The organism is Nocardioides ochotonae (assembly GCF_011420305.2).
Taxonomy (GTDB): Bacteria; Actinomycetota; Actinomycetes; order Propionibacteriales; family Nocardioidaceae; genus Nocardioides; species Nocardioides ochotonae.
Genome location: NZ_CP061769.1, coordinates 2,806,237 through 2,830,305, shown reverse-complemented (window position 1 = coordinate 2,830,305; position 24,069 = coordinate 2,806,237). Strand labels below are relative to the sequence as shown.

General features: G+C 73.3%; 24 protein-coding genes. 13 read left to right on the top strand and 11 right to left on the bottom strand.

The window, feature by feature from the left end; all coding sequences use genetic code 11:
- Positions 1–39: 39 nt before the first annotated feature.
- Genes HBO46_RS13750 through HBO46_RS13740 form a run of 3 tightly spaced genes read right to left on the bottom strand, consistent with a single transcriptional unit; the run spans position 40 to position 1,894 of the window.
- A complete protein-coding gene (locus HBO46_RS13750) occupies positions 40–267 on the bottom strand; it encodes a hypothetical protein (RefSeq protein ID WP_166140622.1) in 228 nt (75 codons plus the stop codon).
- 16 nt (positions 268–283) lie between these two features.
- Complete coding sequence (locus HBO46_RS13745; protein ID WP_166140623.1) at positions 284–1,132, bottom strand: MBL fold metallo-hydrolase; 849 nt, start codon at positions 1,130–1,132, stop codon at positions 284–286.
- A gap of 24 nt (positions 1,133–1,156) precedes the next feature.
- Positions 1,157–1,894, bottom strand: coding sequence for a hypothetical protein (locus HBO46_RS13740; protein WP_166140624.1), 738 nt, complete (start codon positions 1,892–1,894; stop codon positions 1,157–1,159).
- Between the two features lie 188 nt (positions 1,895–2,082).
- Here HBO46_RS13740 and hrcA point away from each other — a divergent pair, with 188 nt between their 5' ends.
- The 3 genes from hrcA (at position 2,083) to HBO46_RS13725 (ending at position 5,129) form a co-directional block, all read left to right on the top strand.
- Positions 2,083–3,105, top strand: coding sequence for a heat-inducible transcriptional repressor HrcA (gene hrcA, locus HBO46_RS13735; protein ID WP_166140625.1), 1,023 nt, complete (start codon positions 2,083–2,085; stop codon positions 3,103–3,105).
- 94 nt (positions 3,106–3,199) lie between these two features.
- A complete protein-coding gene (dnaJ, locus tag HBO46_RS13730) occupies positions 3,200–4,366 on the top strand; it encodes a molecular chaperone DnaJ (RefSeq protein ID WP_166140626.1) in 1,167 nt (388 codons plus the stop codon).
- A 4-nt stretch (positions 4,367–4,370) separates the two neighbouring features.
- Complete coding sequence (locus tag HBO46_RS13725; RefSeq protein ID WP_166140627.1) at positions 4,371–5,129, top strand: 16S rRNA (uracil(1498)-N(3))-methyltransferase; 759 nt, start codon at positions 4,371–4,373, stop codon at positions 5,127–5,129.
- Between the two features lie 134 nt (positions 5,130–5,263).
- On the opposite strand, the gene HBO46_RS13720 is transcribed toward HBO46_RS13725, so the two are convergent.
- Both HBO46_RS13720 and HBO46_RS13715 read right to left on the bottom strand, forming a co-directional pair.
- The gene (locus tag HBO46_RS13720) at positions 5,264–7,159 is read right to left on the bottom strand and encodes a thioester domain-containing protein (RefSeq protein WP_166140628.1); all 1,896 of its coding nucleotides are present in this window, start codon (positions 7,157–7,159) and stop codon (positions 5,264–5,266) included.
- 90 nt (positions 7,160–7,249) lie between these two features.
- A complete protein-coding gene (locus HBO46_RS13715; protein WP_166140629.1) occupies positions 7,250–8,170 on the bottom strand; it encodes a Gmad2 immunoglobulin-like domain-containing protein in 921 nt (306 codons plus the stop codon).
- A gap of 189 nt (positions 8,171–8,359) precedes the next feature.
- Between HBO46_RS13715 and HBO46_RS13710 the strand changes: the two genes are divergently transcribed.
- Positions 8,360–8,707, top strand: a complete 348-nt coding sequence (locus HBO46_RS13710; RefSeq protein ID WP_166140630.1) for an HIT domain-containing protein — start codon at positions 8,360–8,362, stop codon at positions 8,705–8,707.
- A 7-nt stretch (positions 8,708–8,714) separates the two neighbouring features.
- On the opposite strand, the gene HBO46_RS13705 is transcribed toward HBO46_RS13710, so the two are convergent.
- On the bottom strand, positions 8,715–9,107 hold the full coding sequence (locus HBO46_RS13705) for a hypothetical protein (RefSeq protein WP_166140631.1): 393 nt from the start codon (positions 9,105–9,107) through the stop codon (positions 8,715–8,717).
- A gap of 131 nt (positions 9,108–9,238) precedes the next feature.
- On the opposite strand from HBO46_RS13705, the gene HBO46_RS13700 reads away from it, so the two are divergent.
- The 4 genes from HBO46_RS13700 to HBO46_RS13685 are packed head-to-tail and all read left to right on the top strand — an operon-like array spanning position 9,239 to position 12,497.
- Entirely contained in the window at positions 9,239–10,297 is a 1,059-nt protein-coding gene (locus tag HBO46_RS13700; RefSeq protein WP_166140632.1) for a PhoH family protein, read from the top strand.
- Positions 10,294–10,743, top strand: coding sequence for an rRNA maturation RNase YbeY (ybeY, locus tag HBO46_RS13695; RefSeq protein ID WP_166140633.1), 450 nt, complete (start codon positions 10,294–10,296; stop codon positions 10,741–10,743). Before HBO46_RS13700 ends, ybeY begins: the two co-directional genes overlap by 4 nt.
- Before the next feature lie 7 nt (positions 10,744–10,750).
- Positions 10,751–12,142 carry a hemolysin family protein gene (locus HBO46_RS13690; protein ID WP_166140634.1) on the top strand — a complete coding sequence of 464 codons (1,392 nt, stop codon included), beginning with the start codon at positions 10,751–10,753 and terminating at the stop codon, positions 12,140–12,142.
- Positions 12,135–12,497, top strand: a complete 363-nt coding sequence (locus HBO46_RS13685) for a cytidine/deoxycytidylate deaminase family protein (RefSeq protein WP_166140635.1) — start codon at positions 12,135–12,137, stop codon at positions 12,495–12,497. The genes HBO46_RS13690 and HBO46_RS13685 overlap by 8 nt, the downstream gene beginning before the upstream one ends.
- Positions 12,498–12,564: 67 nt before the next feature.
- Here HBO46_RS13685 and HBO46_RS13680 read toward each other — a convergent pair whose 3' ends face one another.
- Positions 12,565–13,599, bottom strand: a complete 1,035-nt coding sequence (locus tag HBO46_RS13680) for an aromatic acid exporter family protein (protein ID WP_166140636.1) — start codon at positions 13,597–13,599, stop codon at positions 12,565–12,567.
- Between the two features lie 216 nt (positions 13,600–13,815).
- Here HBO46_RS13680 and HBO46_RS13675 point away from each other — a divergent pair, with 216 nt between their 5' ends.
- From HBO46_RS13675 to era, 4 genes are read left to right on the top strand one after another with little or no spacing between them, the layout of a single operon-like run.
- Positions 13,816–15,174, top strand: a complete 1,359-nt coding sequence (locus HBO46_RS13675; protein ID WP_166140637.1) for an FAD-binding oxidoreductase — start codon at positions 13,816–13,818, stop codon at positions 15,172–15,174.
- Positions 15,171–16,457: an SAM-dependent methyltransferase gene (locus HBO46_RS13670; RefSeq protein ID WP_166140638.1), complete on the top strand. Its 1,287-nt coding sequence runs from the start codon at positions 15,171–15,173 to the stop codon at positions 16,455–16,457. The genes HBO46_RS13675 and HBO46_RS13670 overlap by 4 nt, the downstream gene beginning before the upstream one ends.
- Before the next feature lie 25 nt (positions 16,458–16,482).
- Positions 16,483–17,316 carry a siderophore-interacting protein gene (locus tag HBO46_RS13665; protein ID WP_166140639.1) on the top strand — a complete coding sequence of 278 codons (834 nt, stop codon included), beginning with the start codon at positions 16,483–16,485 and terminating at the stop codon, positions 17,314–17,316.
- Positions 17,316–18,239, top strand: a complete 924-nt coding sequence (gene era, locus HBO46_RS13660; protein ID WP_166140640.1) for a GTPase Era — start codon at positions 17,316–17,318, stop codon at positions 18,237–18,239. Before HBO46_RS13665 ends, era begins: the two co-directional genes overlap by 1 nt.
- 25 nt (positions 18,240–18,264) lie before the next feature.
- Here era and HBO46_RS13655 read toward each other — a convergent pair whose 3' ends face one another.
- From HBO46_RS13655 to HBO46_RS13640, 4 genes are all read right to left on the bottom strand, one after another.
- On the bottom strand, positions 18,265–19,164 hold the full coding sequence (locus HBO46_RS13655) for a septum formation family protein (protein WP_166140641.1): 900 nt from the start codon (positions 19,162–19,164) through the stop codon (positions 18,265–18,267).
- Complete coding sequence (locus HBO46_RS13650) at positions 19,113–19,937, bottom strand: septum formation family protein (RefSeq protein ID WP_166140642.1); 825 nt, start codon at positions 19,935–19,937, stop codon at positions 19,113–19,115. The genes HBO46_RS13655 and HBO46_RS13650 overlap by 52 nt, the downstream gene beginning before the upstream one ends.
- A gap of 69 nt (positions 19,938–20,006) precedes the next feature.
- Positions 20,007–20,765 (bottom strand): GAF and ANTAR domain-containing protein, encoded by a 759-nt coding sequence (locus tag HBO46_RS13645; RefSeq protein ID WP_166140643.1) that lies wholly within the window; start codon positions 20,763–20,765, stop codon positions 20,007–20,009.
- Positions 20,766–20,784: 19 nt separating this feature from the next.
- Complete coding sequence (locus tag HBO46_RS13640) at positions 20,785–21,666, bottom strand: sigma-70 family RNA polymerase sigma factor (protein WP_166140644.1); 882 nt, start codon at positions 21,664–21,666, stop codon at positions 20,785–20,787.
- A 388-nt stretch (positions 21,667–22,054) separates the two neighbouring features.
- Between HBO46_RS13640 and HBO46_RS13635 the strand changes: the two genes are divergently transcribed.
- The gene (locus HBO46_RS13635; RefSeq protein WP_166140645.1) at positions 22,055–23,998 is read left to right on the top strand and encodes a SpoIIE family protein phosphatase; all 1,944 of its coding nucleotides are present in this window, start codon (positions 22,055–22,057) and stop codon (positions 23,996–23,998) included.
- The last annotated feature ends 71 nt before the right edge of the window (positions 23,999–24,069 follow it).

The window sequence follows — 24,069 nt, the reverse complement described above, 5'->3', positions numbered from 1 at the left end:
CGCGAGACGCGCCGCGCGAGGACCCGGGTGTGACCTGTCCTACGCCTTGTGCTCGGCGGTGCCGTCCTCGTCCTCGTCGTCCTCGGTGGCGTGCTTGCCCTCCTCGAGCAGGCCGGCCACCCCCTGGCCGGGCGGGAGGCCCTTGGCCAGCGGGTTGTCGTCGGTCGGCCTCAGGTCCTCGGGGAGCTCGTCGTCCGGGATGTCGATGGGGACGTGGTGGTGGTCGTGCTCGTGGGGGTCGTCGTGGTGCGGCGTCTCCTCGCTCATGCCCGGAAGTACCCGCTCAGACGAGCGGCAACCGGCGCTGTGCGCGCGGGAGGTGCTCATAGCCGCGTCGTACGGCGTGCACCAGGTGCTCGCGCGGCCACGGCCACTCGGCGTCGGCGAGCGCCCGCTCGAGTGGGACCCCGCGCCCGGCGAGGTCGCGGACGGTCTCGGCCACCACCCCGATCAGGCCGCGCTGCTCCTCCACGAACCCGCGATCCACCACCGCGCCGTGTCCCGGCACCACCACACTGTCCGCGGTGGTGAGCGAGAGCACGAGGTCCAGGCTCAGCGGCCACTCCATCGGGTGGCTGTCCGGGCCGTACGACGGCGGGGCGGACTCCTCGACGAGGTCGCCGGCCAGCAGCACGTCGGCGTCCGGGACCCGCACGACCAGGTCGCCGGCGGTGTGGCCGCGGCCGGGGTGGACCAGCTCGACGAGGCGGTCGCCGAGGTCGAGGGCGCGCGCGGAGGAGAAGGTGTGGTCGGCGGGGACGATCTCGGTGCCGAGGACCTCCTCGCGGTGCGGGTCGTCGGGGTCGGCGGCGTACTCCTGCTGGGCGCGGGCGCCGGCCTCGAGGGTCGCAGCCGCGGCGACCTCGTGGGCGTGGATCGGGATCGGACCGTAGGCGCGGCGGAAGGCGCCGTTGCCGAAGGTGTGGTCGAAGTGCTCGTGGGTGTTGACCACCGCGACCACCTCGCCGTGGCCCAGGCGGCGCACGTCGTCGACCACGGCGCGCGCGGCGCGGTCGGAGGCGTGGGTGTCGACCACGAGCAGGCCGTCCGCGCCGCCGACGAGTGTCACGTTGACGTCGAACCACTCATGACGCGCGACCCACACCCGGTCGGCGACCTCCCTGAAGCTCACGCGGGTGAGCCTACGGCGTCGTGCTCAGCAGGGCCCCGCGTCGAGCTCGCGGCGCAGCATCGCGCCGAGCTCGGAGGCGCTGCGCGCCGGGCGCGGGAAGCGGAGCGGGGAGAGGTGGGCGCCCTGGAGGTCGATCCACCCGACGCTGACGCCCTCGCGGGTCAGGTCGGTGAGCCCGACCCCGAGCACCTCCTCCAGCGGGGTGGCCGTGGCGACCGAGACGGTGCGGCGCAGGTCGTCCTGGTGCTCCTGCGCCACATGGCGGGCGATCCGCTGGAGGTAGCCGGTGTTGAGCTCGTGCTCGGCGGAGCGGAAGTGCCTCAGCGACACCTCGACCGCCGGCGATCCGGGCTGGGCGAGCAGGACCTTCTCGGGGGCGAGCACGACGGTCGAGCGGGCATCCGCGCAGCAGCGGCAGCTGCTGGTGCCGCCCACGGCCAGGCGACCCGACACCAGCAGCCGGGTGCCGCGCTCGGCGGCGCCGGGAGCACCGAGCCCGCTGGTGACGGTGAGGGTGGCACGGGCGCCGCGGGCGGCGGCGTCGGCGAGGCCCGACCCGGCGGGGCAGTGGAAGGTGGGAGTGCCGTGACGGTCCTCCACGCCGAGGCCGGTGGCGGCCGTGTCGTCGTGACCGCCGGCACGGCCCTCGACGGCCCCCTCGATGGCAACGGTGACGGCTGCGGGGCAGGCCAGCACGCTGCGGGCGTGGTCGGCGTCCTGGTCGGGATCGAGCAGCTGACGGGTGGTGGGGTCTGCGGTCACGGCTCCTCCTACGTAAGTAAGGCCAGCCTAACCTTCCTGCCCACGTCGGGCGAGTGCGGATTCCACCGAGTGGGCGGAACGCCTAGTAGGATTGGCACTCCGGGGTGAGGAGTGCCAGCGCTGCGCAGCGATGGCGCTAGGTTCATTGCCGAGTTCCACTCGGTGCGATCAGATCAGGGAGGCGAGACATGCAGGAGGACCGCAGGCTCGCCGTGCTCCGCGCGATCGTCGAGGACTACGTCGCGACAGAGGAGCCGGTGGGCTCCAAGGCCTTGGTCGAGCGGCACGGGCTGGGCGTCTCGCCCGCCACGGTGCGCAATGACATGGCGGCTCTCGAGGACGAGGGCCTGATCACCCAGCCGCACACCAGCGCCGGCCGGGTCCCCACCGACAAGGGCTACCGGCTCTTCGTCGACCGGCTCACCACGGTGCGCCCGATGAGTGCCGCCGAGCGGCGTGCGATCTCCTCGTTCCTCGACGGTGCCGTGGACCTCGACGACGTGGTGCAGCGCTCCGTGCGCCTGCTCTCCCAGCTGACCCGCCAGGTCGCCGTCGTGCAGTACCCCACCCTCTCGCGCTCGACCGTGCGCCACATCGAGCTGGTGTCGCTGACCCCGACCCGGCTGCTCGCGGTGCTGATCCTCAGCACCGGGCGGGTCGAGCAGCGCATCGTCGAGCTCGAGGCGGGCATCGAGGAGCAGGCGCTCGCCGACCTGCGCACCCGCGTCAACCGCGCGGCCACCGGTGAGGCGATCGCCGCGGCCGCGACCGCGCTGCGCGACATCGTCCCCGAGGGGCCGGTGCCGGAGGCCGTGCACACCGCATCCGTGGTCGAGGCGCTGGTCGAGGCGATGGTCGACCACCGCTCCTCGGAGCGGATCGCCGTCGGTGGCGCGGCCAACCTCGCGCGCTACGGCGACTCCTTCGACTCCGCCGTCCGCCCGCTCCTGGAGGCCCTCGAGGAGCACGTCGTGCTGCTCAAGCTCCTCGGCGAGGCGACCTCCGGCGGGGCGTTGACCGTCCGCATCGGCGCGGAGGGTCCCTACGAGCAGTTCTCCTCCACGAGCGTGGTGGCAACCGGCTACGGCCCGCGCGACGGTGCCGTGGCCACGCTCGGCATCGTCGGACCGACCCGCATGGACTACCCCGGCACGATGTCAGCGGTGCGCGCCGTCGCCCGTTACGTGTCGCGCATCCTCGAGGAGGGTTGACCGGCACCAGCGCCGGATCGCTCCCCGTTTCGCACCCCTTCGGGCCGCCTCCCGGCGGCCCCCGTCCCGCACCGCCCAGCAGAGAGAGCAGACGTTGAGCCAGGACCTGTACGAGCTTCTCGGTGTCGCCCGCGACGCGGACGCCGACACCATCAAGAAGGCCTACCGGAGGCTCGCGCGCAAGCTGCACCCGGACGTCAACCCCGACCCGGAGACGCAGGAGCAGTTCAAGGTCGTCAGCCACGCCTACGAGGTGCTCTCGGACCCGCAGAAGCGCGCGGCGTACGACCGCGGCGGTGACCCGTTCGCCGGCGGGGCTGGTGGCTTCGGCGCCGGCGCCGGGTTCTCCTTCACCGACATCATGGACGCCTTCTTCGGCGGCCAGCCGGGCGCCGGCGGCGGGCGCGGCCCGCGCTCGCGCGTGCAGCGCGGCCAGGACGCCCTGATCCGCCTCGAGGTCGAGCTCGCCGAGGCGGCGTTCGGCGTCACTCGCGAGCTCAAGGTCGACACCGCCGTGCTCTGCGAGACCTGCCACGGCGACGGTGCGGCACCGGGCAGCAAGCCGGTGACCTGCGAGACCTGCCACGGCCAGGGCGAGGTCGCCCACGTGCAGCGGTCCTTCCTCGGTGAGATCCGCACGCTGCGCCCGTGCGCGGCGTGCCGCGGCCTCGGCTCGATCATCCCCGACCCCTGCCGCGAGTGCTCCGGCGAGGGTCGGGTCCGCTCGCGCCGCAACCTCACCGTCAAGATCCCCGCGGGCGTCGACGACGGCGTGCGCGTGCAGCTGGCCGAGCAGGGCGAGGTCGGCCCCGGCGGCGGCCCCGCCGGCGACCTGTACGTCGAGATCCGGGTCGCCCCGCACGAGACCTTCGTGCGCCAGGGCAACGACCTGCACTGCACGGTCACGGTCCCGATGAGCGCCGCGGCGCTCGGCACGACGCTCACGCTGCCCACCCTCGAGGCCGACCTCGACGAGGAGGACCGCGAGGGCAAGGAGACCGAGTTCGAGCTCGAGGTGCGTCCGGGCACCCAGTCGGGCAGCCAGCAGGTGCTGCGCGGGCGCGGTGTGCCCGGCCTGCGCGGCGGGCGCGGCGATCTCGTGGTCGCGGTGGCCGTCGAGACCCCGACGCGTCTGGACGCCCGCCAGGAGGAGCTGCTGCGCGAGCTCGCCGCCCTGCGGGGCGAGGAGAACCCGGGCGGACAGGTCCGTCCCGGCTCCAAGTCGGTCTTCGGCCGGCTGCGCGACGCGTTCAACCACTGAGCCGATGTCGCTCCCGGTCCACCTCGTCGACGCTGCCGACTCCGGCGACTCCCTGATCGATGCCGCACCCGGCACGTCGGTGACCCTGGAGGGCGACGAGGCCCACCACGCGGTCGCCGTACGCCGGATGCGCGTGGGGGAGCGGCTGGTGCTCACCGACGGGGCCGGCACCTCGGTCACCGCCGAGGTCGCCGCCACCGGCAAGCGGCTGCTCACGGCGACGGTGCAGGACGTCCGCCGGGTCCCCGAGCCCGCGCCCGCGATCGTGGTCGTGCAGGCGCTGCCCAAGGGCGACCGCGGCGAGCTCGCGGTCGAGATGCTCACCGAGGTCGGCGTGGCGCGCGTGGTGCCGTGGGCCGCGTCGCGCTCGGTGGCGGTCTGGAAGGGCGAGCGCGCCACCAAGTCCCTCGCCCGCTGGCGGGCCACGGCCAGGGAGGCCGCCAAGCAGGCGCGACGCAGCTGGTTCCCGGTCGTCGACGAGCTCGCCTCGACCGCGGACGTGGTCGCCCTGCTCGCCGAGGCGCCGCTGGCGGTCGTGCTGCACGAGGAGGCGTCGGTGCCGCTCGCCTCCCTCGACCTGCCCGCCGAGGGCCCGCTCGTGATCGTGGTCGGCCCCGAGGGCGGGCTCACCGACGAGGAGGTCGCCGCGTTCGTCGCGGCGGGGGCCGCCTCGGTGCGGCTGGGTGCCGAGGTGCTGCGCACCTCCACCGCCGGTGTCGCCGCAGCGGCCGCGCTGCTGTCGCGCACCCCCCGCTGGTCCTGACCCCGGCGCCCGACCGCCCGCGCCGGTCGACGACCGGCTCGAGCGGGCTCGCCGCCACCCGCGCCCGCAGGTGCGGGCGCGGGTGACGGCGCTGGAGCGGACGCGTCGCGCTCAGGCGCGCGTCGCGTCCGGGATCACGACCCCCGGGTGCGGAGACCGGCCAGGCGGCGCAGCGCCAGCAGTCCGGCACCGCTGAGCAGCAGTGCCAGTCCGAGGCGCAGCGCGACCAGGCCACCCTGCCCGCCGGTGTGGGGCAGGTCGCCGGAGGCCACCTCGGCCTCCTCGTCCTCCTGGACCTCCTCCTGGACCTCCTCCTGGTCCTCGAGCTGGTCCTGGTCAGGGTCCGGGGTCGGCTCCGGGTCCGGGACGACCTCCTCCCGCTCGAGGTAGGTGTTGGTGACGGTCACGGCCGCGGTCTCCCCGTCGGCGATCGTGGCAGTGGCCGGCGTGATGCGCACCGGCCCGGCGACGACGGTGTCGGTGGCCCCGTCGGCGATCTCGGCGACCGTGCAGACGGTGCCGGCGGGGATGCCGGTGACGACCTCCTGCGGGTGGGAGCCCGCCGGGGCTCCGGCCGGGATCGTGTACTCCCGGTCGAAGGCGCCCTCGGGGGAGGTGCCCACCGGGTCGTCGCAGTCGACGGCGATCACGACCTCGTCCTGCGCACCGGCGGCGGGACCCTTGATCCGCTTGGTGACCTGGAGCTGCCCGAACGCGCGCTCGTACTCGTTGCTGGCCTCGACCAGGACGGCCGCACCTTCAGCGATGGTGACGGTGCTGGGCTCGAGGGACGAGGCGGTGAGGTTGACGAGGTCGTTGTCGCCGTTCTCGGTCTCGGTGATCGTGCACTGCGCCCCGGCCGGCAGGTCGGTGAACGACAGGGTCTCGCTGCCCGCGCCGGTCCCGGCCGGGATCGTGGCCGTGCGCACGACCGGGTCCCCGCCGTCCTCCGTGGCGCAGGAGACCTCGACGACCACGCGGTCCTGGAGCCCGGCCCCGGTGCCGCCGATGGTCTTGACGACGTCGATCCCGCCCGCGGCGTACGGCGTGATGCGCACGCTCGCCACCGCCTCGAGGGTCTTCTCCTGGGCGAGGATCAGCTTCTGCGCGTCGGCCCAGCCGGGGGTGGTGCCGTCGTAGAGGTAGACGGTGCTCTCGGGGACCCGAACCTGGCGTTGCAGTGCGAATCCCTGGGGCGTGTCCGGACTGGCCGTGCGGACCCACAGCTGGGCTCCGGGCTGGACGGTGTCGCCGGCGAGCAGCTGCTGGGTGCCGGCGGCGTCGCTGAACACCTCGACGCCGTCGACCCGCAGCGTCGCGGGTCCGTCGGCGGTGACGGTGAAGGGCCCGACCAGCTCCCCGCTCACCGGCGCGAGGGCCGAGTCGGGGGAGATGGAGAGGGTCGGCTCCGCGGGCTCGGTCGCAGGACCGTTGGCGAGCGCGTCGGCGATGATGGCCGACGTCAGCTCGTGCAGCTCGGGCTCGGCCTCCGCGTCGATCACCAGTCGGTCGGTGAAGTACCAGATCGCGGCCTGCGTGGCGGCCGCCTTGAGGTCGTCGGAGACCCCCGCCGGACCCGGTGCGGCAGGGAAGTAGTTCTCCAGGATGTAGCCGAGGTACCCGAGGTGCGGCACGTTGGCCTCGCTCCAGTCACCACGCTTGTAGTTGATCCCGGCCCCCGTGCCGACCCGCATGTCGATGCAGTAGGTGAGGGCGTTCTCGCCGCGGCCGTCCTTCGCCAGGATCAGCCCCAGGTAGGGGTGCTGGTGCGGCGTGGATCCCTCCGGGGTCGTCTCCGGGTAGCCGCTGAGCGGGTCGAAGCCGGCCGGCGCGACGAAGCCATCGATCGTGCGAAGCCCCGGCTGGCCGGTGATGGAGTGCGTCTGAAGCTCGGTGAAGAACGAGCCGCCGCCGCGGACCTGCCCGCCGGGTGCCGGTGTGGCCCCGGCGGGCGAGGGTGGGAATGTGGTGGCGCCCAGCAGGAGCGTGGTGAGCACGACCGCCAGTCGCCGGAGAAGGGTTGGATGCATGGTCACCTCCGGAAAATGGACGGCGATCATTTATCACGAGCCACTGACGGCGTGGCGCCTTGCCCTTCTCGAGGTTGACTGCTATGCGACCTAGCCCACGTTGATGGTCTTGGTGTCCTCGGTCGGCCCGTTGCCCTCGGCGCCGCCGGACGGGTCGTCGGTGCGGGCGACGAAGGTGTACTCACCCGGCTCCAGGCCCGACAGGTCGACCTCGACCTCCCACGGGTAGAGCCGGTCCATCCAGCCCTCCGCGGTCGCGAAGCCGTCGAGCACGACCTCGTCGCCGCGGCGTACCTCCCACGGCACGGTGGCCTCGAAGGAGGACGCGACCCCGCTGGCGGTGATGGTGTCGCCGGTGCGGGCGCCCTCGGCCGGGGAGGTCACGTTGACCAGGGCGAGCGTGCTGAGCTGGTCGGCGTTGGTGACGCCGCCGGCGGTGTCGACGCCGAGCAGGGTGGTGGGGGAGCCGTCGAGGACCACCTCGAGGGGAGCACGTTCCTGCTGCACGCCCTGGAGGGTGTGCACCAGCTGCTGCACGGCGAGCTCGGCGTCCTGCTTCGACATCCCGGACGGCGCGTCGCGCCAGCCGTCGTCCGCGAGCGTGGCGACGAACCGGCCGTCGGCGTACTCGACGCTCGCGAGCTCCCCGCCGGGGAACAGCGTGCGGTAGTCCGGGTCGAGCGCGTCCCCGGTGGTCACCAGCCGGGCCGCCGCCGTGAGCGCGTCGTCGGCTGGCACCTGGCGGAACTCGCGGTAGAGCCGAGCGCCCTGGGGGGTGTCGCCGACGAAGTACGCCGGGACGGTGGTCTGCTTGCCGCTGTCCGGCGTCGAGGTAGCCGAGGGCTCCGCGGACGCGGTGGGCGACGGTGACGAGGTGCCGCCGCTGGAGCTCTCGGTCGGCGCCGGGTCCTGCGCGGTCGGCTCGTCGTCGCCGCATCCGGCGAGCACGGCGAGCGTCACGGCCGCCGTGGCGGTCAGGGAGAGGGTGCGGGTCCAGCGGGTCGCGGTCATGGGGTCATCCTCTCTGGTCGTGGCGGCCGTGCCGAGCCTCCCCGGCCCCGCCGCGTGTCGGCGCGCGGGCTGGGCCGGCTCCCGGTCTGGATGCGACGCGTGCGGCGCCGGTGAGGTCGACAGACGGCTGGGCAGGCCAGTCGGACAGGCAGTTGACAGCGGGACGGTGCGAGGCGGCAGGATCGAACGGTGAGCACCCAGGACTGCCTCTTCTGCAAGATCGTCGCCGGCGAGATCCCGGCCGACGTCGTCCACGAGACCGAGCACACGCTCGCCTTCCGCGACATCCACCCGCAGGCGCCGACCCACGTCCTGGTGGTGCCGCGCGCGCACCACGCGGACGCCGCCGCCTTGGCGGCCGCCGACCCGACGCTGGTCGCTGCGCTCGTGGGCGCCGCCGCGCAGGTGGCCGCGGACGCGGGTCACCCCGACGACTACCGACTGGTCTTCAACACCGGCGCGGGCGCCGGGCAGACGGTCTTCCACACCCACCTGCACGTCCTCGGGGGCCGGGCACTGACCTGGCCGCCCGGCTGAGCGCCGGTCAGGTCAGCTCGCGCAGCAGCCGGAGCACGTGGAGCAGGACCGGCGTGCCGAAGACCGCGAGCATCACCCACGCGGTGACCCGGTGCAGGCGCTTGGAGGAGTCCAGGCGCCCGGCGAAGTCGAGCAGCGCGCCGTCGGGGACCCGGTGGTCCAGGCCCATCCGGCGCGCGTCCTCGGGCAGGTGCTGACCGGCGAACCACGCGGGCGGGGTGTCGTCGTCGTGCTCGTCGAGGTAGGCGAGGTCCTCGCCGTCCTCGGGCCGCAGGTCACGCTCCCCAGTGCTGTGCCCAGTGCCCTCTTCCGGGCCGTTCTCGGACCCGGGCCCGGGGCGCGACTCCGGCCGGTCCGGCTCGTCGGGCCGGGCCGAGGGCCCGTCCTCACGCCCCGTCATGCCACCACGGTACGCCGGGCCCCGGCCCGCAGGCGACGATCAGGCGACAACGCGGTCGAGGTTGTCGGGCCGCTCCCGTAGCATGGAGGGAGGTCCAGCACCGTGAAGAAAGGTCGCCCGCCCGGGCATCCATGACTGACTCCCCGCACAGTTCTCGCACGAGCCTCCCCACCGCCGGCGACGCGCCGAGCAAGCCGACGACGCGGCACACCGTGGTCGTGCCCAACAGCATCGACATGGTCACGCTGCTCGGTCCGGGCGACGAGCACCTGGGCATCATCGAGGGTGGTTTCGACGCGGAGTTCCACGTCCGCGGCAACCGGATCACGATGCGCGGCGAGCCCGGCGAGATCGCGCTCGCCGAGCGGCTCCTCGAGGAGCTGGTGACCATCCTGCGCACCGGCCAGGGGGTGTCCTCGGAGACGGTGGAGCGGGTGATCACGATGCTCCGCGCCGAGACCACCGAGCGTCCGGCCGACGTGCTGAGCCTCAACATCCTGTCCAACCGCGGCCGCTCGATCCGGCCCAAGACGCTCAACCAGAAGCGCTACGTCGACTCCATCGACAAGCACACGGTCACGTTCGGCATCGGTCCCGCCGGCACCGGCAAGACCTACCTCGCCATGGCGAAGGCCGTTCAGGCGCTCCAGGGCAAGGCCGTGAACCGGATCATCCTGACCCGCCCGGCCGTGGAGGCCGGCGAGCGCCTCGGGTTCCTGCCCGGCACATTGAGCGAGAAGATCGACCCCTACCTGCGCCCGCTCTACGACGCGCTGCACGACATGATCGACCCCGACACGATCCCCAAGCTGCTGGCGGCCGGGACCATCGAGGTGGCGCCGCTGGCCTACATGCGCGGGCGCACCCTCAACGACTCCTTCATCATCCTCGACGAGGCGCAGAACACCTCCCCGGAGCAGATGAAGATGTTCCTCACCCGGCTCGGCTTCGGCTCCAAGATCGTGGTCACCGGCGACGTCACCCAGGTCGACCTGCCCTCGGGCACCAAGTCCGGCCTGCGCGTGATCCAGGACATCCTCGACGGCGTGGAGGACATCTCCTTCAACCGGCTCACCAGCCACGACGTGGTGCGCCACCGCCTGGTCGGCAAGATCGTCGCGGCGTACGACGAGTTCGACGCCCGCGGCCCCGCAACCCCCCACACCACACAGCAGAAGGGTCGTTCGTGAGCATCGAGGTCCTCGACGAGTCCGGGCACGGGCTCGACGTGCAGCACCTGGCACAGCTCAGCCGCTTCGTGATGGATCGCATGCGCGTCCACCCGATGGCCGAGCTGTGCATCAAGGCGGTCGACGAGGACACCATCGCCGAGCTCAACGAGACCTGGATGGAGAAGGAGGGCCCGACCGACGTGCTCGCCTTCCCGATGGACGAGCTGCGCCCCGGCCTGGTCGACGAGGAGCCCGAGGAGGGGGTCCTCGGCGACCTCGTCCTGTGTCCCGACATCGCGGTCAAGCAGGGCGAGGCGGCCGGTCACGGCACGCTGGCCGAGATCGAGCTGCTGACCGTGCACGGCATCCTGCACCTGCTCGGCTACGACCACTACGAGCCCGAGGAGCACAAGGAGATGTTCGGTCTCCAGGACGAGATCCTCGCGGCGTGGCGGGCCAGGTGACCCGGCGGTGAGCTCCGGCGATATCTGGCTGCTGGTGACGGCAGCGGCACTGGTGGTCCTCGCGGGCCTCTTCTCGGCCGCGGAGGCCGCGCTCGCGGGGTTCTCCCACGCCCGCGCCGAGGAGCTCGAGGACGAGCGCCGCCCCGGTGCCCGCAGCCTGCGGGCCCTTCTCGACGACCCGGCCCCCGCGCTCAACACCGCGCTCTTCCTGCGCCTGCTGTGCGAGATCGCCGCCACCGTCCTGGTGGCGCTGCAGATCGAGAAGGCGCTCGAGGCCGCCTTCTGGGTCAGCACGCTCACCGCGATCGCGATCATGCTGGTCGTCTCGTTCGTGGTGATCGGCGTGGCCCCGCGCACGTTGGGCCGCCAGCACCCCGACACCGTGGCGCTGTTCTCCTCCGGCCCGCTCAGCCTGGTCACCCGGGTGCTCGGCCCGCTGCCCAAGCTGCTGATCCTGATCGGCAACGCGCTCACCCCGGGCAAGGGCTTCAGCGAGGGTCCGTTCTCCACCGAGACCGAGCTGCGCGAGCTCGTCGACCTCGCGGAGGCCTCGGCGCTGATCGAGTCCGGCGAGCGCCGGATGATCCACTCCGTCTTCGAGCTCGGCGACACCACCGCGCGCGAGGTGATGGTGCCGCGCAACGACGTGGTCTACCTCGAGCGCCACAAGAACCTGCGCCAGGCGCTCTCGTTGTTCCTGCGCAGCGGGTTCTCCCGCGTCCCGGTCGTCGACGACAACCTCGACGACGTGGTCGGCTTCGCCTACCTCAAGGACGTCGTGCGTCGCGACTTCGAGGCGCCCGACGTCGAGCTCACCCAGCGCATCGAGGCGGTCATGCGACCGGCCCACTTCGTGCCGGAGTCCAAGCCGGTCGACGCGCTGCTCTCCGAGATGCAGGCCAACCGCCAGCACGTCGCGATCGTCGTCGACGAGTACGGCGGCACCGCCGGTCTGGTCACGATCGAGGACATCCTCGAGGAGATCGTCGGGGAGATCACCGATGAGTACGACGAGGAGGAGATCGAGGTCGAGCACCTCGACGACGGGTCCTTCCGGGTCTCCTCGCGCTACCCCGTCGACGACCTTGACGAGCTCGTCGGCTTCGACGTCGAGGAGGAGGACGTCGACTCCGTGGGCGGCCTGATGGCCAAGCACCTCGGTCTCGTCCCGATCCCGGGCTCCCAGGTCGAGGCGCACGGGCTGCGCTTCCAGGCCGAGGACACCGCTGGTCGGCGCAACAAGATCGGCACGGTGCGCATCAGCCTCGTCGACCAGGCCGCACGCGAGTCCGACGCCCCCGAGGGCCGGCGCGACAGCCGTCAGGACAACAGGCACGACCACAAGCACGACCAGAGGGACCACACCGGTCAGGACAAGCAGGAGGCAACACGTGACTGAGCTGACGGCCGAGGACAAGAAGCTCGTCACCCTGGCGCGGGCGACCCGCGCACGCACCGGCGCGGCCGAGGGGGCCGCGGTGCGCGACAGCGACGGGCGCACCTACGCCGCCGCCACCGTCGACCTGTCCTCGCTGCAGGTGTCCGCCGTGGGCGTGTGCATCGCGATGGCCGTCGCGTCCGGCTCGCGCGGCCTGGAGGCCGCGGTGGTGCTCACCGAGGCCACGGAGGTCGCCAGCGGCGACCTCGCCGCGCTGGGCGAGTTCGCCGGCGCGGGCCTGCCGGTGCACCGCGGCGACGGGCGCGGCCGGGTGCTGGAGACCCTCACCACGCCGGTCGGCGCTGAGCCCGCCTGAGCACTGGCGGAGGTCCTGCGCGCAGGCCCACCGCGGGCCGGCTCAGCCGGCTCCCCCACTCACCCGATCACCAGTGCGACGGGATCCGGTCGGCGAGCTCCTCCGGGGTCAGCGAGGCGAGCGCGCGGCGTACCGAGGTCACGATGGAGGCGGCCACGAAGCCGTCCTGGCGTGAGCCGGCGTTGTTCTCCCGGATCGCGGTCGCCAGGCGCTGCACCGTGTCATCGGCCCTGACCAGGTCCTCCTCGTGGGCGGTCGGGCCGGTCAGGGATCGCAGGAGCTCGGCCATCACCTGGAGCGTCTCCGCGGCGTCGCCCATCAGCGAGTCCCCGACCTCGGCGTCGATGCGCAGCAGGTGGGCGCGGTGCGCGATGAGCGAGCTGACGTCCTCGACGAGCAGGGAGAGCTGGTGCAGCGCGCGTGCCTGCTCGTGCTGACGGTCGGTCACCTCGCGCCAGCGGGCGACGCGCCAGTTGGCGCGGCGGGCGTCGTTGAGCTCGGCCAGCACGCCCTCGAGCTCGTGGATGCGGGGGAGCAGGTCGTGGTGGCGAGCGCGCCACTCCTCGGTGCTGAGCACCTCCTCGCTCATCAGCCCGTCGGCGAGCGCGTCGAGCTGCTCGGCCAGGAGCCCGCGCAGGCGGCTCTCGGCGCTGCTGGTGCGCAGGACCGGCAACGGGGGGAACGCGAGGTTCATCGCGACACCGATCAGCGCGCCGAACGCCGTGAGACCCAGGTACGCCACGGGGTAGTGCACCGGGTCACCGCCGCCGACCAGCAGCACGAACAGCCCCGAGACCGGCACCCAGCTGCCCAGGTCGTGCAGGAACCGGAGCCCGCCCACCACGGTGCCGACCCCGACGACGACGGCCAGCGCCACCGGGGAGGGCAGGTCGAGCAGGCGCACCCCGAACGCCAGGCCTGCCCCCAGCAGCACCGCACACACCGCGCGGGAGGCGTCGCGCACAGAGCTGGCCACGGTGTTGTTGACCGCCACGACCGCGCCGAGCGGGGCGTACCAGGGGTAGTCGGCGAGGAACCCGCCGACCTCACGGACCGCGAGCCAGGCCACCGCGGCGGCGACCGCGGTCTTGAACGCGAGCACGGCCCGCGGCCGCTCCGCTAGCCACCTGCGCCATGGGGGGACGCTGCTCAGCGCCGGCACCGGGGGGAGGGAGGGGGCGGGGATCATCCAGGGTCGGTCTCCGACACCCCGGGCCCTCATGCGCCGGGGTGGCGGAGCCCACGGGTCCGTGGGCCGGCGCCACCGCATGCACCAAGGGTGTCGACGGGTCGTCCGCGGGCCGCTAGCGTGCGGTGGATGGTGCGTGCGCGCGCATGGCAGCAGCATGAGCAGGCGGTCGCCCGCCTGCGGCGTTCCTACGCCGCCGTGCCGGACGGACAACCGGTGCGCCTGGCCAAGACGACGTCGAACCTGTTCCGTCCCCGGGCCGTCTCGCAGGCGCCGGGCCTCGACGTCTCCGGGCTGACCGGGGTGCTGTCGGTCGACCCGCACACGCGCACCGCCGAGGTACAGGGCATGTGCACCTACGAGCACCTGGTCGAGGCGACCCTGCCGCACGGACTGGTGCCGCTGGTGGTCCCGCAGCTGCGCACGATCACGCTGGGCGGCGCCGTGAGCGGCCTGGGCATCGAGTCGACGAGCTTCCGCAACGGACTGCCGCACGAGTCGGTGCTGGAGATGGACGTCTTCACCGGCTCCGGGGTGGTGGTGACGACCCGGCCGGGGGAGGAGCTCTTCGACACCTTCCCCAACAGCTACGGCTCGCTGGGCTACGCCACCCGGCTGCGCATCGCGCTCGAGCCGGCCGGCCCGTTCGTCGACCTGCGCCACGTGCGCTTCGAGGACGCCGCGTCGCTGGCGAAGGTCGTCGAGTCGATCATCGCGACACGCGAGCACGACGGGGTCCGCGTCGACGGCCTCGACGGCGTTGCGTTCAGCCCGGACGAGCTCTACCTGACCCTCGCGACCTGGCGCGAGGAGCCGGGGGAGACCAGCGACTACACGGGCTCGCAGATCTACTACCGCAGCATCCGCGAGCGGCGCACCGACCTGCTGGGCATCCACGACTACCTGTGGCGCTGGGACACCGACTGGTTCTGGTGCTCGGGGGCCTTCGGGGTCCAGCACCCCGTCGTACGACGGCTGTGGCCGCGGCGCTGGCGCCGCTCGGAGGTCTACCACCGGCTGGTGGGCCTCGACCATCGCTTCGGGGTCGTCGACCGCCTCGACCGGAGGGCCGGACGACCGCTGCGCGAACGCGTCGTGCAGGACGTCGAGGTGCCCCTCGACCGGGTGACGGAGTTCCTCGACTGGTTCGACCGCGAGGTCGGGATGCGCCCGGTCTGGCTCTGCCCGCTGGTCGCGCGCCGGGCCTGGCCGACCTATCCGCTCGTGCCCGGGCTGCCCTACGTCAACGTCGGGTTCTGGGGCACCGTCCCGGTCGGGCCGGAGGCGGCGCAGGCACCCCTCAACCGGGCCATCGAGGCACGCGTCCACGAGCTCGGCGGTCACAAGTCGCTCTACTCCGACTCCTACTACGACCGCGAGACCTTCGACCGGCTCTACGCCGGCCCCCTGCTGGCGTCGGTCAAGGACCGTCACGATCCCGACCGCCGGCTCACGGACCTCTACGACAAGGCGGTGCAGAAGCGATGACCCTCCTCTCCCGACCGACGATCTCCATCGGCGACGCGCTCAGCACACTGGTGCGCGGCGAGCTGCCCGTGCGCTTCGAGGCCTACGACGGCAGCACCGCGGGTCCCGCCGACGCCGACATCCGCCTCGAGCTGCTCACCGAGCGCGGCCTGCGCTACCTGCTCACCGCGCCGGGCGACCTCGGGCTGGTCCGCGCGTACGTCGCTGGCGACCTGGTCCTCCACGGCGTGCACCCCGGCGACCCCTACCGGGCGCTCGCCCTGCTGCGCACCGGCCTGCACCTGCGTCCCCCGGCGCCGGGAGAGGTGGTCGCGCTGCTGCGCGGGCTCGGGGTGGTGCCCCTCGTACCGCCCTCGCCGCCCCCGCAGGAGCAGCTGCCCCGCTGGCGCCGCACGGTCGAGGGGCTGCGGCACTCGCTGGGCCGCGACGCCGGGGCCATCCAGCACCACTACGACGTCTCCAACGCCTTCTATCGTCACGTCCTGGGCCCGTCGATGACCTACACCTGCGCGGTCTACCCGGAGGAGGGCGCGAGCCTGGAGATCGCCCAGGAGCACAAGTACGACCTGGTCGCGCGCAAGCTCGACCTGCGTCCGGGGCAGCGGCTGCTCGACCTCGGCTGCGGCTGGGGCGGGATGGTGCTGCACGCCGCGCGCGAGTACGGCGTGCGCTCGCTGGGCGTCACCCTGTCGCGCGCCCAGGCCGAGTGGGCCCAGGAGCGGATCCACGAGGAGGGCCTCGAGGAGCTCGCGGAGGTGCGTCACCTCGACTACCGCCTGGTGCCCGAGCGCGACTTCGACGCCATCTCCTCGATCGGGCTGACCGAGCACATCGGGGTGCGCAACTACCCGGCGTACTTCGGGTGGGCCCGCGACCGGCTGCGGCCGGGCGGGCGGCTGCTCAACCACTGCATCACCCGCCACGACAACACCCGCCGGGCCACGGCGGGGCCGTTCATCGACCGCTACGTGTTCCCCGACGGCGAGCTCGCCGGCTCGGGGACCATCGTCGCGGCGGTGGAGGACGTCGGGCTGGAGGTGCAGCACCACGAGAACTTCCGGGCCCACTACGCGCGCACCCTCACCGCATGGTGCGCCAACCTCGTCGAGCACTGGGAGGAGTGCGTCGCGGAGGTCGGCGTCGGCACCGCCCGGGTCTGGGGGCTCTACATGGCGGGGAGCCGGCTGGGCTTCGAGCACAACGAGATCCAGCTGCACCACGTGCTGGCGACGCGCACCGACGAGCAGGGGAGCAGTGGCTACCCGCTCCGGCACACGTTCTGAGCGCGGGCACCGGTAACCTCGGGGGGTGAGCACCCGAGCCCAGCAGTACACCGCGGAGGTCGTGGGCCGCGAGCAGCTCTCGGAGCATCTCGTGCGGCTCGTCCTCGGTGGACCCGGCCTCTCCGGCTTCACCTCCACCGGCATTCCCGACGAGTGGGTGGGGCTGGTGATCCCCGGGCAGTTCCAGAGCCGCTACTACACCGTGCGCTCCTTCGACGGCGCCGAGCTGGTCCTCGACGTGGTCGTCCACGACGTCGGCCTGGTCACCGAGTGGGCGCGCCGCCGCGGGCCCGGCGAGGTGGTCGGGGAGCAGGTCACCGTCACCGAGGCGAAGGGGTCCTTCGCGATGCCGTCCGACGCCGGGTGGCTGTTGCTGGTGGGCGACCTCACCGCGATGCCCGCCATGGCGCGCATCGCCGAGAGCGTCGAGGTCCCGACCCGCATCTGGGCCGAGGTGCCGGCCGGTGCCCCGGCCGAGCTGGCCGACTACCTCCCCGCAGGCCCGGAGGTGACCTGGCTCGAGCAGCCGGGCGACGGGCAGAGCGCGCTGGCCGCGGTCGTGGAGGGCATCGACTGGCCCGAGGGCGAGGGCTACTTCTGGATGGCCGGGGAGTCCGCGCAGATGCGCGCGATCCGCAAGCACCTGATGCGTGAGCGGCAGCTGCCGAGCACGGCGTACGACGTGATGGGCTACTGGCGCGGCGTGGCCCGACGCCAGCCGCGCGCCGTCGACCCGGGCCCCGTGTGGCGCGCCGGCCGGGCGGCGGGCAAGAACGAGCAGCAGATCTGGGCCGACTACGACGCCCAGCAGGACGCGGCCGATCGGGACCTCCCGACGGACGCCCAGCAGGAGGCTTGATGACCGAGCAGGCGCACCGCAGTGGATTCGCGTCGTTCGTGGGCCGGCCCAACGCCGGCAAGTCCACGTTGACCAACGCGCTGGTGGGCGCGAAGGTCGTGATCACCAGCTCCAAGCCGCAGACCACGCGCACGGTCGTGCGCGGCATCGTGCACCGACCGGACGCCCAGCTCGTGCTGGTCGACACCCCCGGCCTGCACCGCCCGCGCACGCTGCTGGGCGAGCGTCTCAACGACCTGGTGAAGACCACCCTGGCCGAGGTCGACGTCGTCGCCGCGTGCTTCCCCGCCAACGAGAAGATCGGTCCCGGCGACCGCTTCATCGTCAACGAGATGGCCAAGGTGAAGCGCACCAAGAAGGTCGCGATCGCCACCAAGACCGACCTGGCCACCCCCGAGCAGATCGGCCAGCACCTGCTCGACATCACCCGGCTCGGCCAAGAGGTCGGCGTGGAGTGGGCCGAGGTCGTGCCGGTGTCGGCGAGCCGGGGCGACCAGATCGACCTGCTGGCCGACCTGCTGATCAAGCTCCTGCCCGAGGGCCCGCAGCTCTACCCCGACGGCGACCTCAGCGACGCCCCCGAGGAGATCCTGGTCGCCGAGCTGATCCGCGAGGCCGCCCTCGAGGACGTCCACGACGAGCTCCCGCACTCGATCGCCGTGGTGGTCGAGGAGATGAACCTGCGCGAGGACCGCCCCGAGGACCGTCCGCTGCTCGACGTGCACGCCAACATCTACGTCGAGCGGGATTCGCAGAAGGGGATCATGATCGGACGCAAGGGCGCGCGGCTGCGCAAGGTCGGCACCGACGCGCGACGCCAGATCGAGGCCCTCCTCGGCACCCCGGTCTACCTCGACCTGCACGTCAAGATCGCCAAGGACTGGCAGCGCGACCCGCGCCAGCTGCGCAAGCTCGGGTTCTGAGCGCCGGTACGCCGGGCGCCGGACCTCAGTCCGGTGCCCAGCACCGGCCGTAGGTCTGGCCAGCCGCCCACTGCTCGCGGGTCGGCCATTCATAGCCCCACGTGAAGCTGAGCGGGTCGGCCGCGACGTCGCGGCCGGCGTCCTCGCACGGCGCCTGACCGGCGTCGCGCACGGCGTCGGTGCCGGGGTAGGCGCCGTCCGGGAGGTCGACCACCGAGATCGCGCGCCAGGTGTGCGGCTCGGCGCACGGCACGCGGCGGAACGACGCGGCGTCCGGTGCAGCGGTGCCGCACATCGCGTAGCGCTCGCGGTCATCGGTACGTCCCAGGGCACCGCGCAGGTCGCGGCCCAGTGGGACGAGCCGCTTGCCGGCGGTGACCTCGATGACGTCGCAGCGGTACCACCGCGCGCCCTCGTCGGACTGCTCGACGGTCGGGGTGAACCAGATCGGGCGCAGCATGCTCAACCGCAGGTCGTCCGGGGTGCCGCCGAGGAAGCCCTGGAGCTCGCGGGGGCAGGTGCGGGCCACCTGCTCCTGCACCCGGGCGGAGTCGACCGCCACGAGGTGGCCGCGGACCACGTCGTCCAGCGCGCCGGCGGCGTACGTGATCGAGGTATGCGGCTGTGCGCACGGCACCGAGCCCTCGGGGGCGGTGGGCGCGACGGCCTGGGCGTAGGTCAACCGGTGGCAGCTGCCGACCTTCGGCGCCGGGACCGCCCGCGCCGTCGGGGCCGGGGTGGGTGCCGCGGATCCGGTGGCGGTCCGGTCGGGGTCGCTCGGCCCGTTGGTGTCACCTGTGTCGCCGGTGCACCCGGCGAGCAGCACCGCCGCGACCACCGCCGCGGCCAGGCGGACAGCCGGGCGCTTGCGGCTCAGCGCTCGGTGCGCGCCCAGCACACCGACCTCCGGTTGCCGGCCTCCCACTCCGCCTCGTGGAACCAGGTGTAGGCGTAGTCGTAGCTGACGGGGTACTCCAGCCAAGCGCCGATCCAGCGCGAGCAGTAGTCGCGGGTGGTGACCTCGACCACCCGGTCGCCCGGGTAGGGATCGTCGGGCTCGCCGACCTTGATCGCGCTGATCGCGCGCCAGTCGTGCTTCTCCGAGCACGACACACGCGGTGCGCCCTGGACGGTGGGGCCCTCGACGCAGGCCATCCACCGGTCGTCGGGGTTGCCGCCGAGCAGGCCGCGGGTCTTCTCCGGGAGGGTGAGGTACTCCGTCGACTGCTCGCCGCCGCCGACGACGTCGCAGCGGTACCAGCGCGCACCGTCGGCCCACGCCTCCTCGGAGGGCCGGAACCAGGCCCAGCTCAGCATGCTGCGCATGACCAGGCTCTCGTCGGCGCCCAGGTGGGACATGAACGACGTGGAGCAGACCCGGTAGGCGAAGTCACCCAGTGCCTCGGCGTCGCGATCCACGTCGTGCAGCCGCTCGGGGAACTCCCCGGCCGCGAACGTCTGCGCGGTGTGGGTCTCCTCGGCGCAGTCCACGGTGCGGGTCGCGTTGCTCGGCTGGTCGACGTCCTCGGGGGTCAGCACCCGGCACGCGCCGATCTCGGGGATCTCCACGCCGTCGACCTGCGCGGGGTCCGGGTCGTGTCCCTGCGCCTCCCCGTCGCTGCACCCGGAGGCGAGCAGGGCGAGGACGACCGCGAGGGTCGCGGCGCGTCCGGACAGGTGTCGGGCACGGCGGAGCAACGGGTCCTCCCGGGCGGATCGCGAGGGGTTCGGCACGAACGGTGCCGTGAAGCGGGTCGGCGCCCGATCCTAGCGGCTCGCGGCCGGCCCGCCGTCTTCCTCGTCCCCGGCGCCGCGCGCCCCGGCGACGTCCCGGGAGGTCGGGGCAGACGGGAGGTCGCGGGTCTCCATGACCCGCTCGGCCACCTCGCGCAACGGCGTGTTGGTCTCGTTGGAGAAGCGGCGCAGCACCGCGAAGGCCGCCTCGTAGCTCAGGTCGTAGCGCGCCGCGAGCAGGCCCTGCGCGGTGCCGATCACGTGGCGCGACTCGAGCGCGGCCCGCAGGTCGGAGATGAGTGCCGACGTGCGCAGCGCCTCGGTGGCGTGGATGGTGAAGACCGCGGCCACGTCGAACGCCTGTCGGTCGAAGGCGCCCGGCCCCGCGGCGTACAGGTTGAGCGCGCCGAGCGTGCGGCTGCCGGTGTGCAGGCGCAGGCTGAGCACCGAGCGGACGTCGAGGTCCACGGCGTACGGCGCCCAGCGCGGCCACCGCTGGTCGGCGTGGAGGTCGCTGGCCACGCGGTACGGCTCCTCGCCGGCCGCGTCCAGGCAGGGGCCCTCGCGCAGCGCGTACTGCTCCTTGTCGAGGAGCTCGACGATCTCGTCGGTCGCGGCGACGGTCGTGGGCCGGCCCCGCTTGCCGCGCAGGGTGATCCCCGCACGGTCGGCGCCGGGCACGACCTCGACCGCGCGGTCGACGACGCGCTGGCAGGTCAGGTCGCCGGGCGCGTTGAGCAGATCCGCGGACAGCGCGGCGAAGCAGGCCGCCAGCGGGGTGTCGTCGTTCATGCGGGCGCCGTCCTGCGGCTCACGTCGTCGCGCCCTCGCCCTCGACCTGGTCACGGAGCCGGCGCAGGATCCGGGTGAGCAGACGGGAGACCTGCATCTGGGTCACGCCCAGCTCCAGGCCGATCTGCTCCTGGGTGCGGTCCTCGAAGAAGCGCAGGTAGAGGATCCGCCGGTCGCGCTCGGAGAGCTGGCGGACCACCGGGGCCAGCACGACGCGGGCCTCGCTGGCGCGCTGCGCGGTGTCCTCGTCGGCGAGGAGATCGCCCAACGTCGTCGCGCCGTCGGTGCTGACGGGGTTGTCCAGCGACGTGGGCTGGAAGCAGCCGAAGGCCTCGACGACCTCGCGGTACTCAGTGGCGTCGAGGCCGAGGCGGCGCATGACCTCCTCGTCGCTCGGCTCGCGACCGAGCTCGTGCCCCAGGTCGTCGAGGCAGCGGTTGACGCGCCACTGCAGCTCCTGGATGCGACGCGGGGGGCGCACCGTCCAGCCCTGGTCGCGGAAGTAGCGCTGGACCTCCCCACGGATCGTCGGCACGGCGTAGGTGAGCAGGTCGTTGCGCAGGGCGGGGTCGAAGCGCTTGACCGCCTTCGTCAGGCCCTCGTAGGCGACCTGGACCAGGTCGTCCTGGGCGATCCCGCGGTTGCGATAGCGCGCCGCGACCGCCTCCGCCACCCCCCGGTTGACGAGGACCACCTCCTCGAGCAGTACGGCGCGCGCGGCAGGGTCCTGGGTCGCGGCTGCGCGGTCCAGCAGGTCGCGGGTCAGGTCGGAGCGCTGCTGGCGGGTCTTGCCGCGGTCGCCGTCGCGGGCCCGGGCGGGGTCCGTTCCCGGGACTCGGGAGGCCCTCACCGTGGCTGCGCCGGCTGTGGAGTGGGTGGTCTCGAGGTGCTCAGGTGACATGGGGCGGGTCCATCCGTCGTGCGGTGGTGCCCCGCCGGCTTCTTCAGCGGGGATGCGGCCCGTGCTCGGACTCGCCACGCTACCCGCGTGCGCATCACGCGCAAGCCCCATCGGGCGTTCGGTCCCTGTCCCGTGCCCTGCTGAGCGCGGAGGGGCGCGGGTCCGACAGCGGGTCGCGGCCGCGCGGGTTATCGACCACGGGGCTCGGGTACCGCCCAGCCCGAGGCACGTGTCGTGTCCATCACGGGATGCGGCGTGCGACGACGCGACCCTCAAGGGGGATCATGCTGGCAGCGACTCGGCCACGACGGCCAAGCAGCCGGGGTGCGCCGCCGGGGTGCAGGTCGTCGCGCGGGCACGCTCGAGCGGCCGAGGCGCAGGTCCACCGATGAACCACCACGGAGAGGTCAACAACGTGGCACACGAGGGTCCGTCCGAAGCAGCACTTGCGGCGTTCGAGCACGCGCCGGGGCTGTTGGCGGTCGCCGAGGGTCCCGACCTGGTGCTCACCGCGATGAACGCGGACTCACGGGCGATGTTCGGCGACCTGCGCGGCCGCCCCGCCGCCGAGGCGTTCCCGGGGCCGGCGGGTGCGCCGATCGTGGCGAGGGCCCGCGAGGTGGTCGCGAGCGGCGTGCCGTTCGTCGCCGAGGAGTGGCGCGTCCCCGGATCGACGACCGACGCGTTCTACCGCTGTGTCCTCAGCCCGTGGCGCGACGAGGACGGTCGGGTCCGCGGCGTCATCGCCCAGGGTGACGATCGCACCGAGTCCGCGCACCGGCGCGCCGCGTCGGCGGCCGTCGCCCGCACCAGGGAGGCCCGGGCCCGCACGGACGCGACCACCGAGGTCCTCGTGACGTTGCAGGACGCAATGCTCCCCGACGGGCTGCCGATCGTGCCGGGACTCTCCCTCGCCGCCCGCTACCTGCTGGCCGAGGACGGCGCCTCCGCCGGCGGCGACTGGTTCGACGTCCTGGCCCTACCCGACGGTCGCACGGTGATGGTCGTCGGCGACGTGGTGGGCCACGGGGTCCGGGCGTCGGTGGTGATGGGCGAGCTGCGCACGCTCTTCGAGGAGCGCGTGCGCCTCGACGGCGACGTCGTCGCCGCGCTCGAGGCGCTGGAACGCCGGGCGCACCGGGTCGCCGCTGCACGGTCGGCCACGCTCGCGGTCGCCGTCGTCAGCGCCGATCGCCGCACCCTGCACTACTGCACGGCCGGTCACCCGCCGCCGCTCGTCTCCTCGGCCGCGGGGGAGACGACCTACCTGCCCGGCTCCGGCGCCGCGCCGCTCGGGGCCGGCTACCCGTTCGTGCTCCAAGAGCACCCGCTCTCCGAGGGCGACGTGGTGCTTCTGTACAGCGACGGACTGGTCGAGCGTCCGGGGCGCTCCGTCAGCCAGAACACCCTGGACCTCGCGCACCTGGTCGGTCGGGTCGTGGGAGCGGCCCCGCAGGCCGACGACGAGAGCCTCGTCGAGTGCGTGGCCCGCCGCACCGTGGAGGACCTCACCCGGGCCGGTGGCATGGAGGACGACGTCACGCTCCTGGCGGCCCAGGTCGTGGCGGCCCCCGCGCCGCTGGAGCTGGTGCTGCCCGCCCTCCCCGACACCCTGCGGGTGGTGCGGCACGACCTCAGCACGTGGCTCGACTCCGTCGGGGTCGGCCGTCTCGACGAGCTCGCGCTCCAGCACGCCGTGGGCGAGCTCGTCAGCAACGCGGTCGAGCACGCCTACCCGCCGGACGTGAGCCGCGCGGAGGCGGTGGTGGCCGTGCGCGGCGATCTGCTTCCCGGCGGGGCGATCGAGCTGAGCGTCCGTGACCACGGTCGCTGGCGTGCGCCCGGCGCAGAGCGCGGCCGCGGCCGCGGCCTGGCGATGGCACGCGGCTTCGCCGACGAGCTCCACGTGCGCCACGGCGAGGAGGGGACGAGGGTGTGGCTGCGCTATTGGCCCAGCACCGAGGCCGGTCTGCTGACCTCCTCCGCCGCCCCCGGCCGAAGCCAAGGGCACGAGCCCATGGTCATGGAGGCCGACGAGGGCCGTCTGGCGCTGCGTGGGGCGGTCGACCAGCGCTCGGCCGACGAGTTCCGCCGTCGCCTCGCCCACGCCACCCGCGGCGGCACCCGAGAGGTCTGGATCGACCTGTCCGGGGTCACCCTCCTCGCGAGCGCGGGGGTGCAGACGCTCTTCGAGGTGCTCGAGCCCGCTGACGACCGCGGCGCCGGGCGGGTCCGTCTGGTCGCGCCCATGGGGTCACCGGCCCAGCACGTCCTGGATCTGGTGCGTCTTCCCTACGTCACCGAGCGGGCCGGGGACCGTCCGAGCAGCTGAGAAATACCTGGGTGGTCACCGTGAAGCCGCCCTCCGGCGGAAATTCGCCCGAGGGGGTGAGGCCCCCAAGT

Excerpts from the sequence above, each read along its gene's own strand:
- HBO46_RS13675 (WP_166140637.1), top strand. The coding sequence starts at position 13,816 with ATGGTGCGTGCGCGCGCATGGCAGCAGCATGAGCAGGCGGTCGCCCGC.
- HBO46_RS13705 (WP_166140631.1), bottom strand. The coding sequence starts at position 9,107 with ATGACGGGGCGTGAGGACGGGCCCTCGGCCCGGCCCGACGAGCCGGAC.
- HBO46_RS13635 (WP_166140645.1), top strand. The coding sequence starts at position 22,055 with ATGAACCACCACGGAGAGGTCAACAACGTGGCACACGAGGGTCCGTCC.
- era (WP_166140640.1), top strand. The coding sequence starts at position 17,316 with ATGACCGAGCAGGCGCACCGCAGTGGATTCGCGTCGTTCGTGGGCCGG.
- HBO46_RS13750 (WP_166140622.1), bottom strand. The coding sequence starts at position 267 with ATGAGCGAGGAGACGCCGCACCACGACGACCCCCACGAGCACGACCAC.
- HBO46_RS13720 (WP_166140628.1), bottom strand. The coding sequence starts at position 7,159 with ATGCATCCAACCCTTCTCCGGCGACTGGCGGTCGTGCTCACCACGCTC.
- HBO46_RS13645 (WP_166140643.1), bottom strand. The coding sequence starts at position 20,765 with ATGAACGACGACACCCCGCTGGCGGCCTGCTTCGCCGCGCTGTCCGCG.
- HBO46_RS13700 (WP_166140632.1), top strand. The coding sequence starts at position 9,239 with ATGACTGACTCCCCGCACAGTTCTCGCACGAGCCTCCCCACCGCCGGC.
- HBO46_RS13715 (WP_166140629.1), bottom strand. The coding sequence starts at position 8,170 with ATGACCGCGACCCGCTGGACCCGCACCCTCTCCCTGACCGCCACGGCG.
- hrcA (WP_166140625.1), top strand. The coding sequence starts at position 2,083 with ATGCAGGAGGACCGCAGGCTCGCCGTGCTCCGCGCGATCGTCGAGGAC.
- HBO46_RS13725 (WP_166140627.1), top strand. The coding sequence starts at position 4,371 with ATGTCGCTCCCGGTCCACCTCGTCGACGCTGCCGACTCCGGCGACTCC.
- HBO46_RS13670 (WP_166140638.1), top strand. The coding sequence starts at position 15,171 with ATGACCCTCCTCTCCCGACCGACGATCTCCATCGGCGACGCGCTCAGC.
- HBO46_RS13640 (WP_166140644.1), bottom strand. The coding sequence starts at position 21,666 with ATGTCACCTGAGCACCTCGAGACCACCCACTCCACAGCCGGCGCAGCC.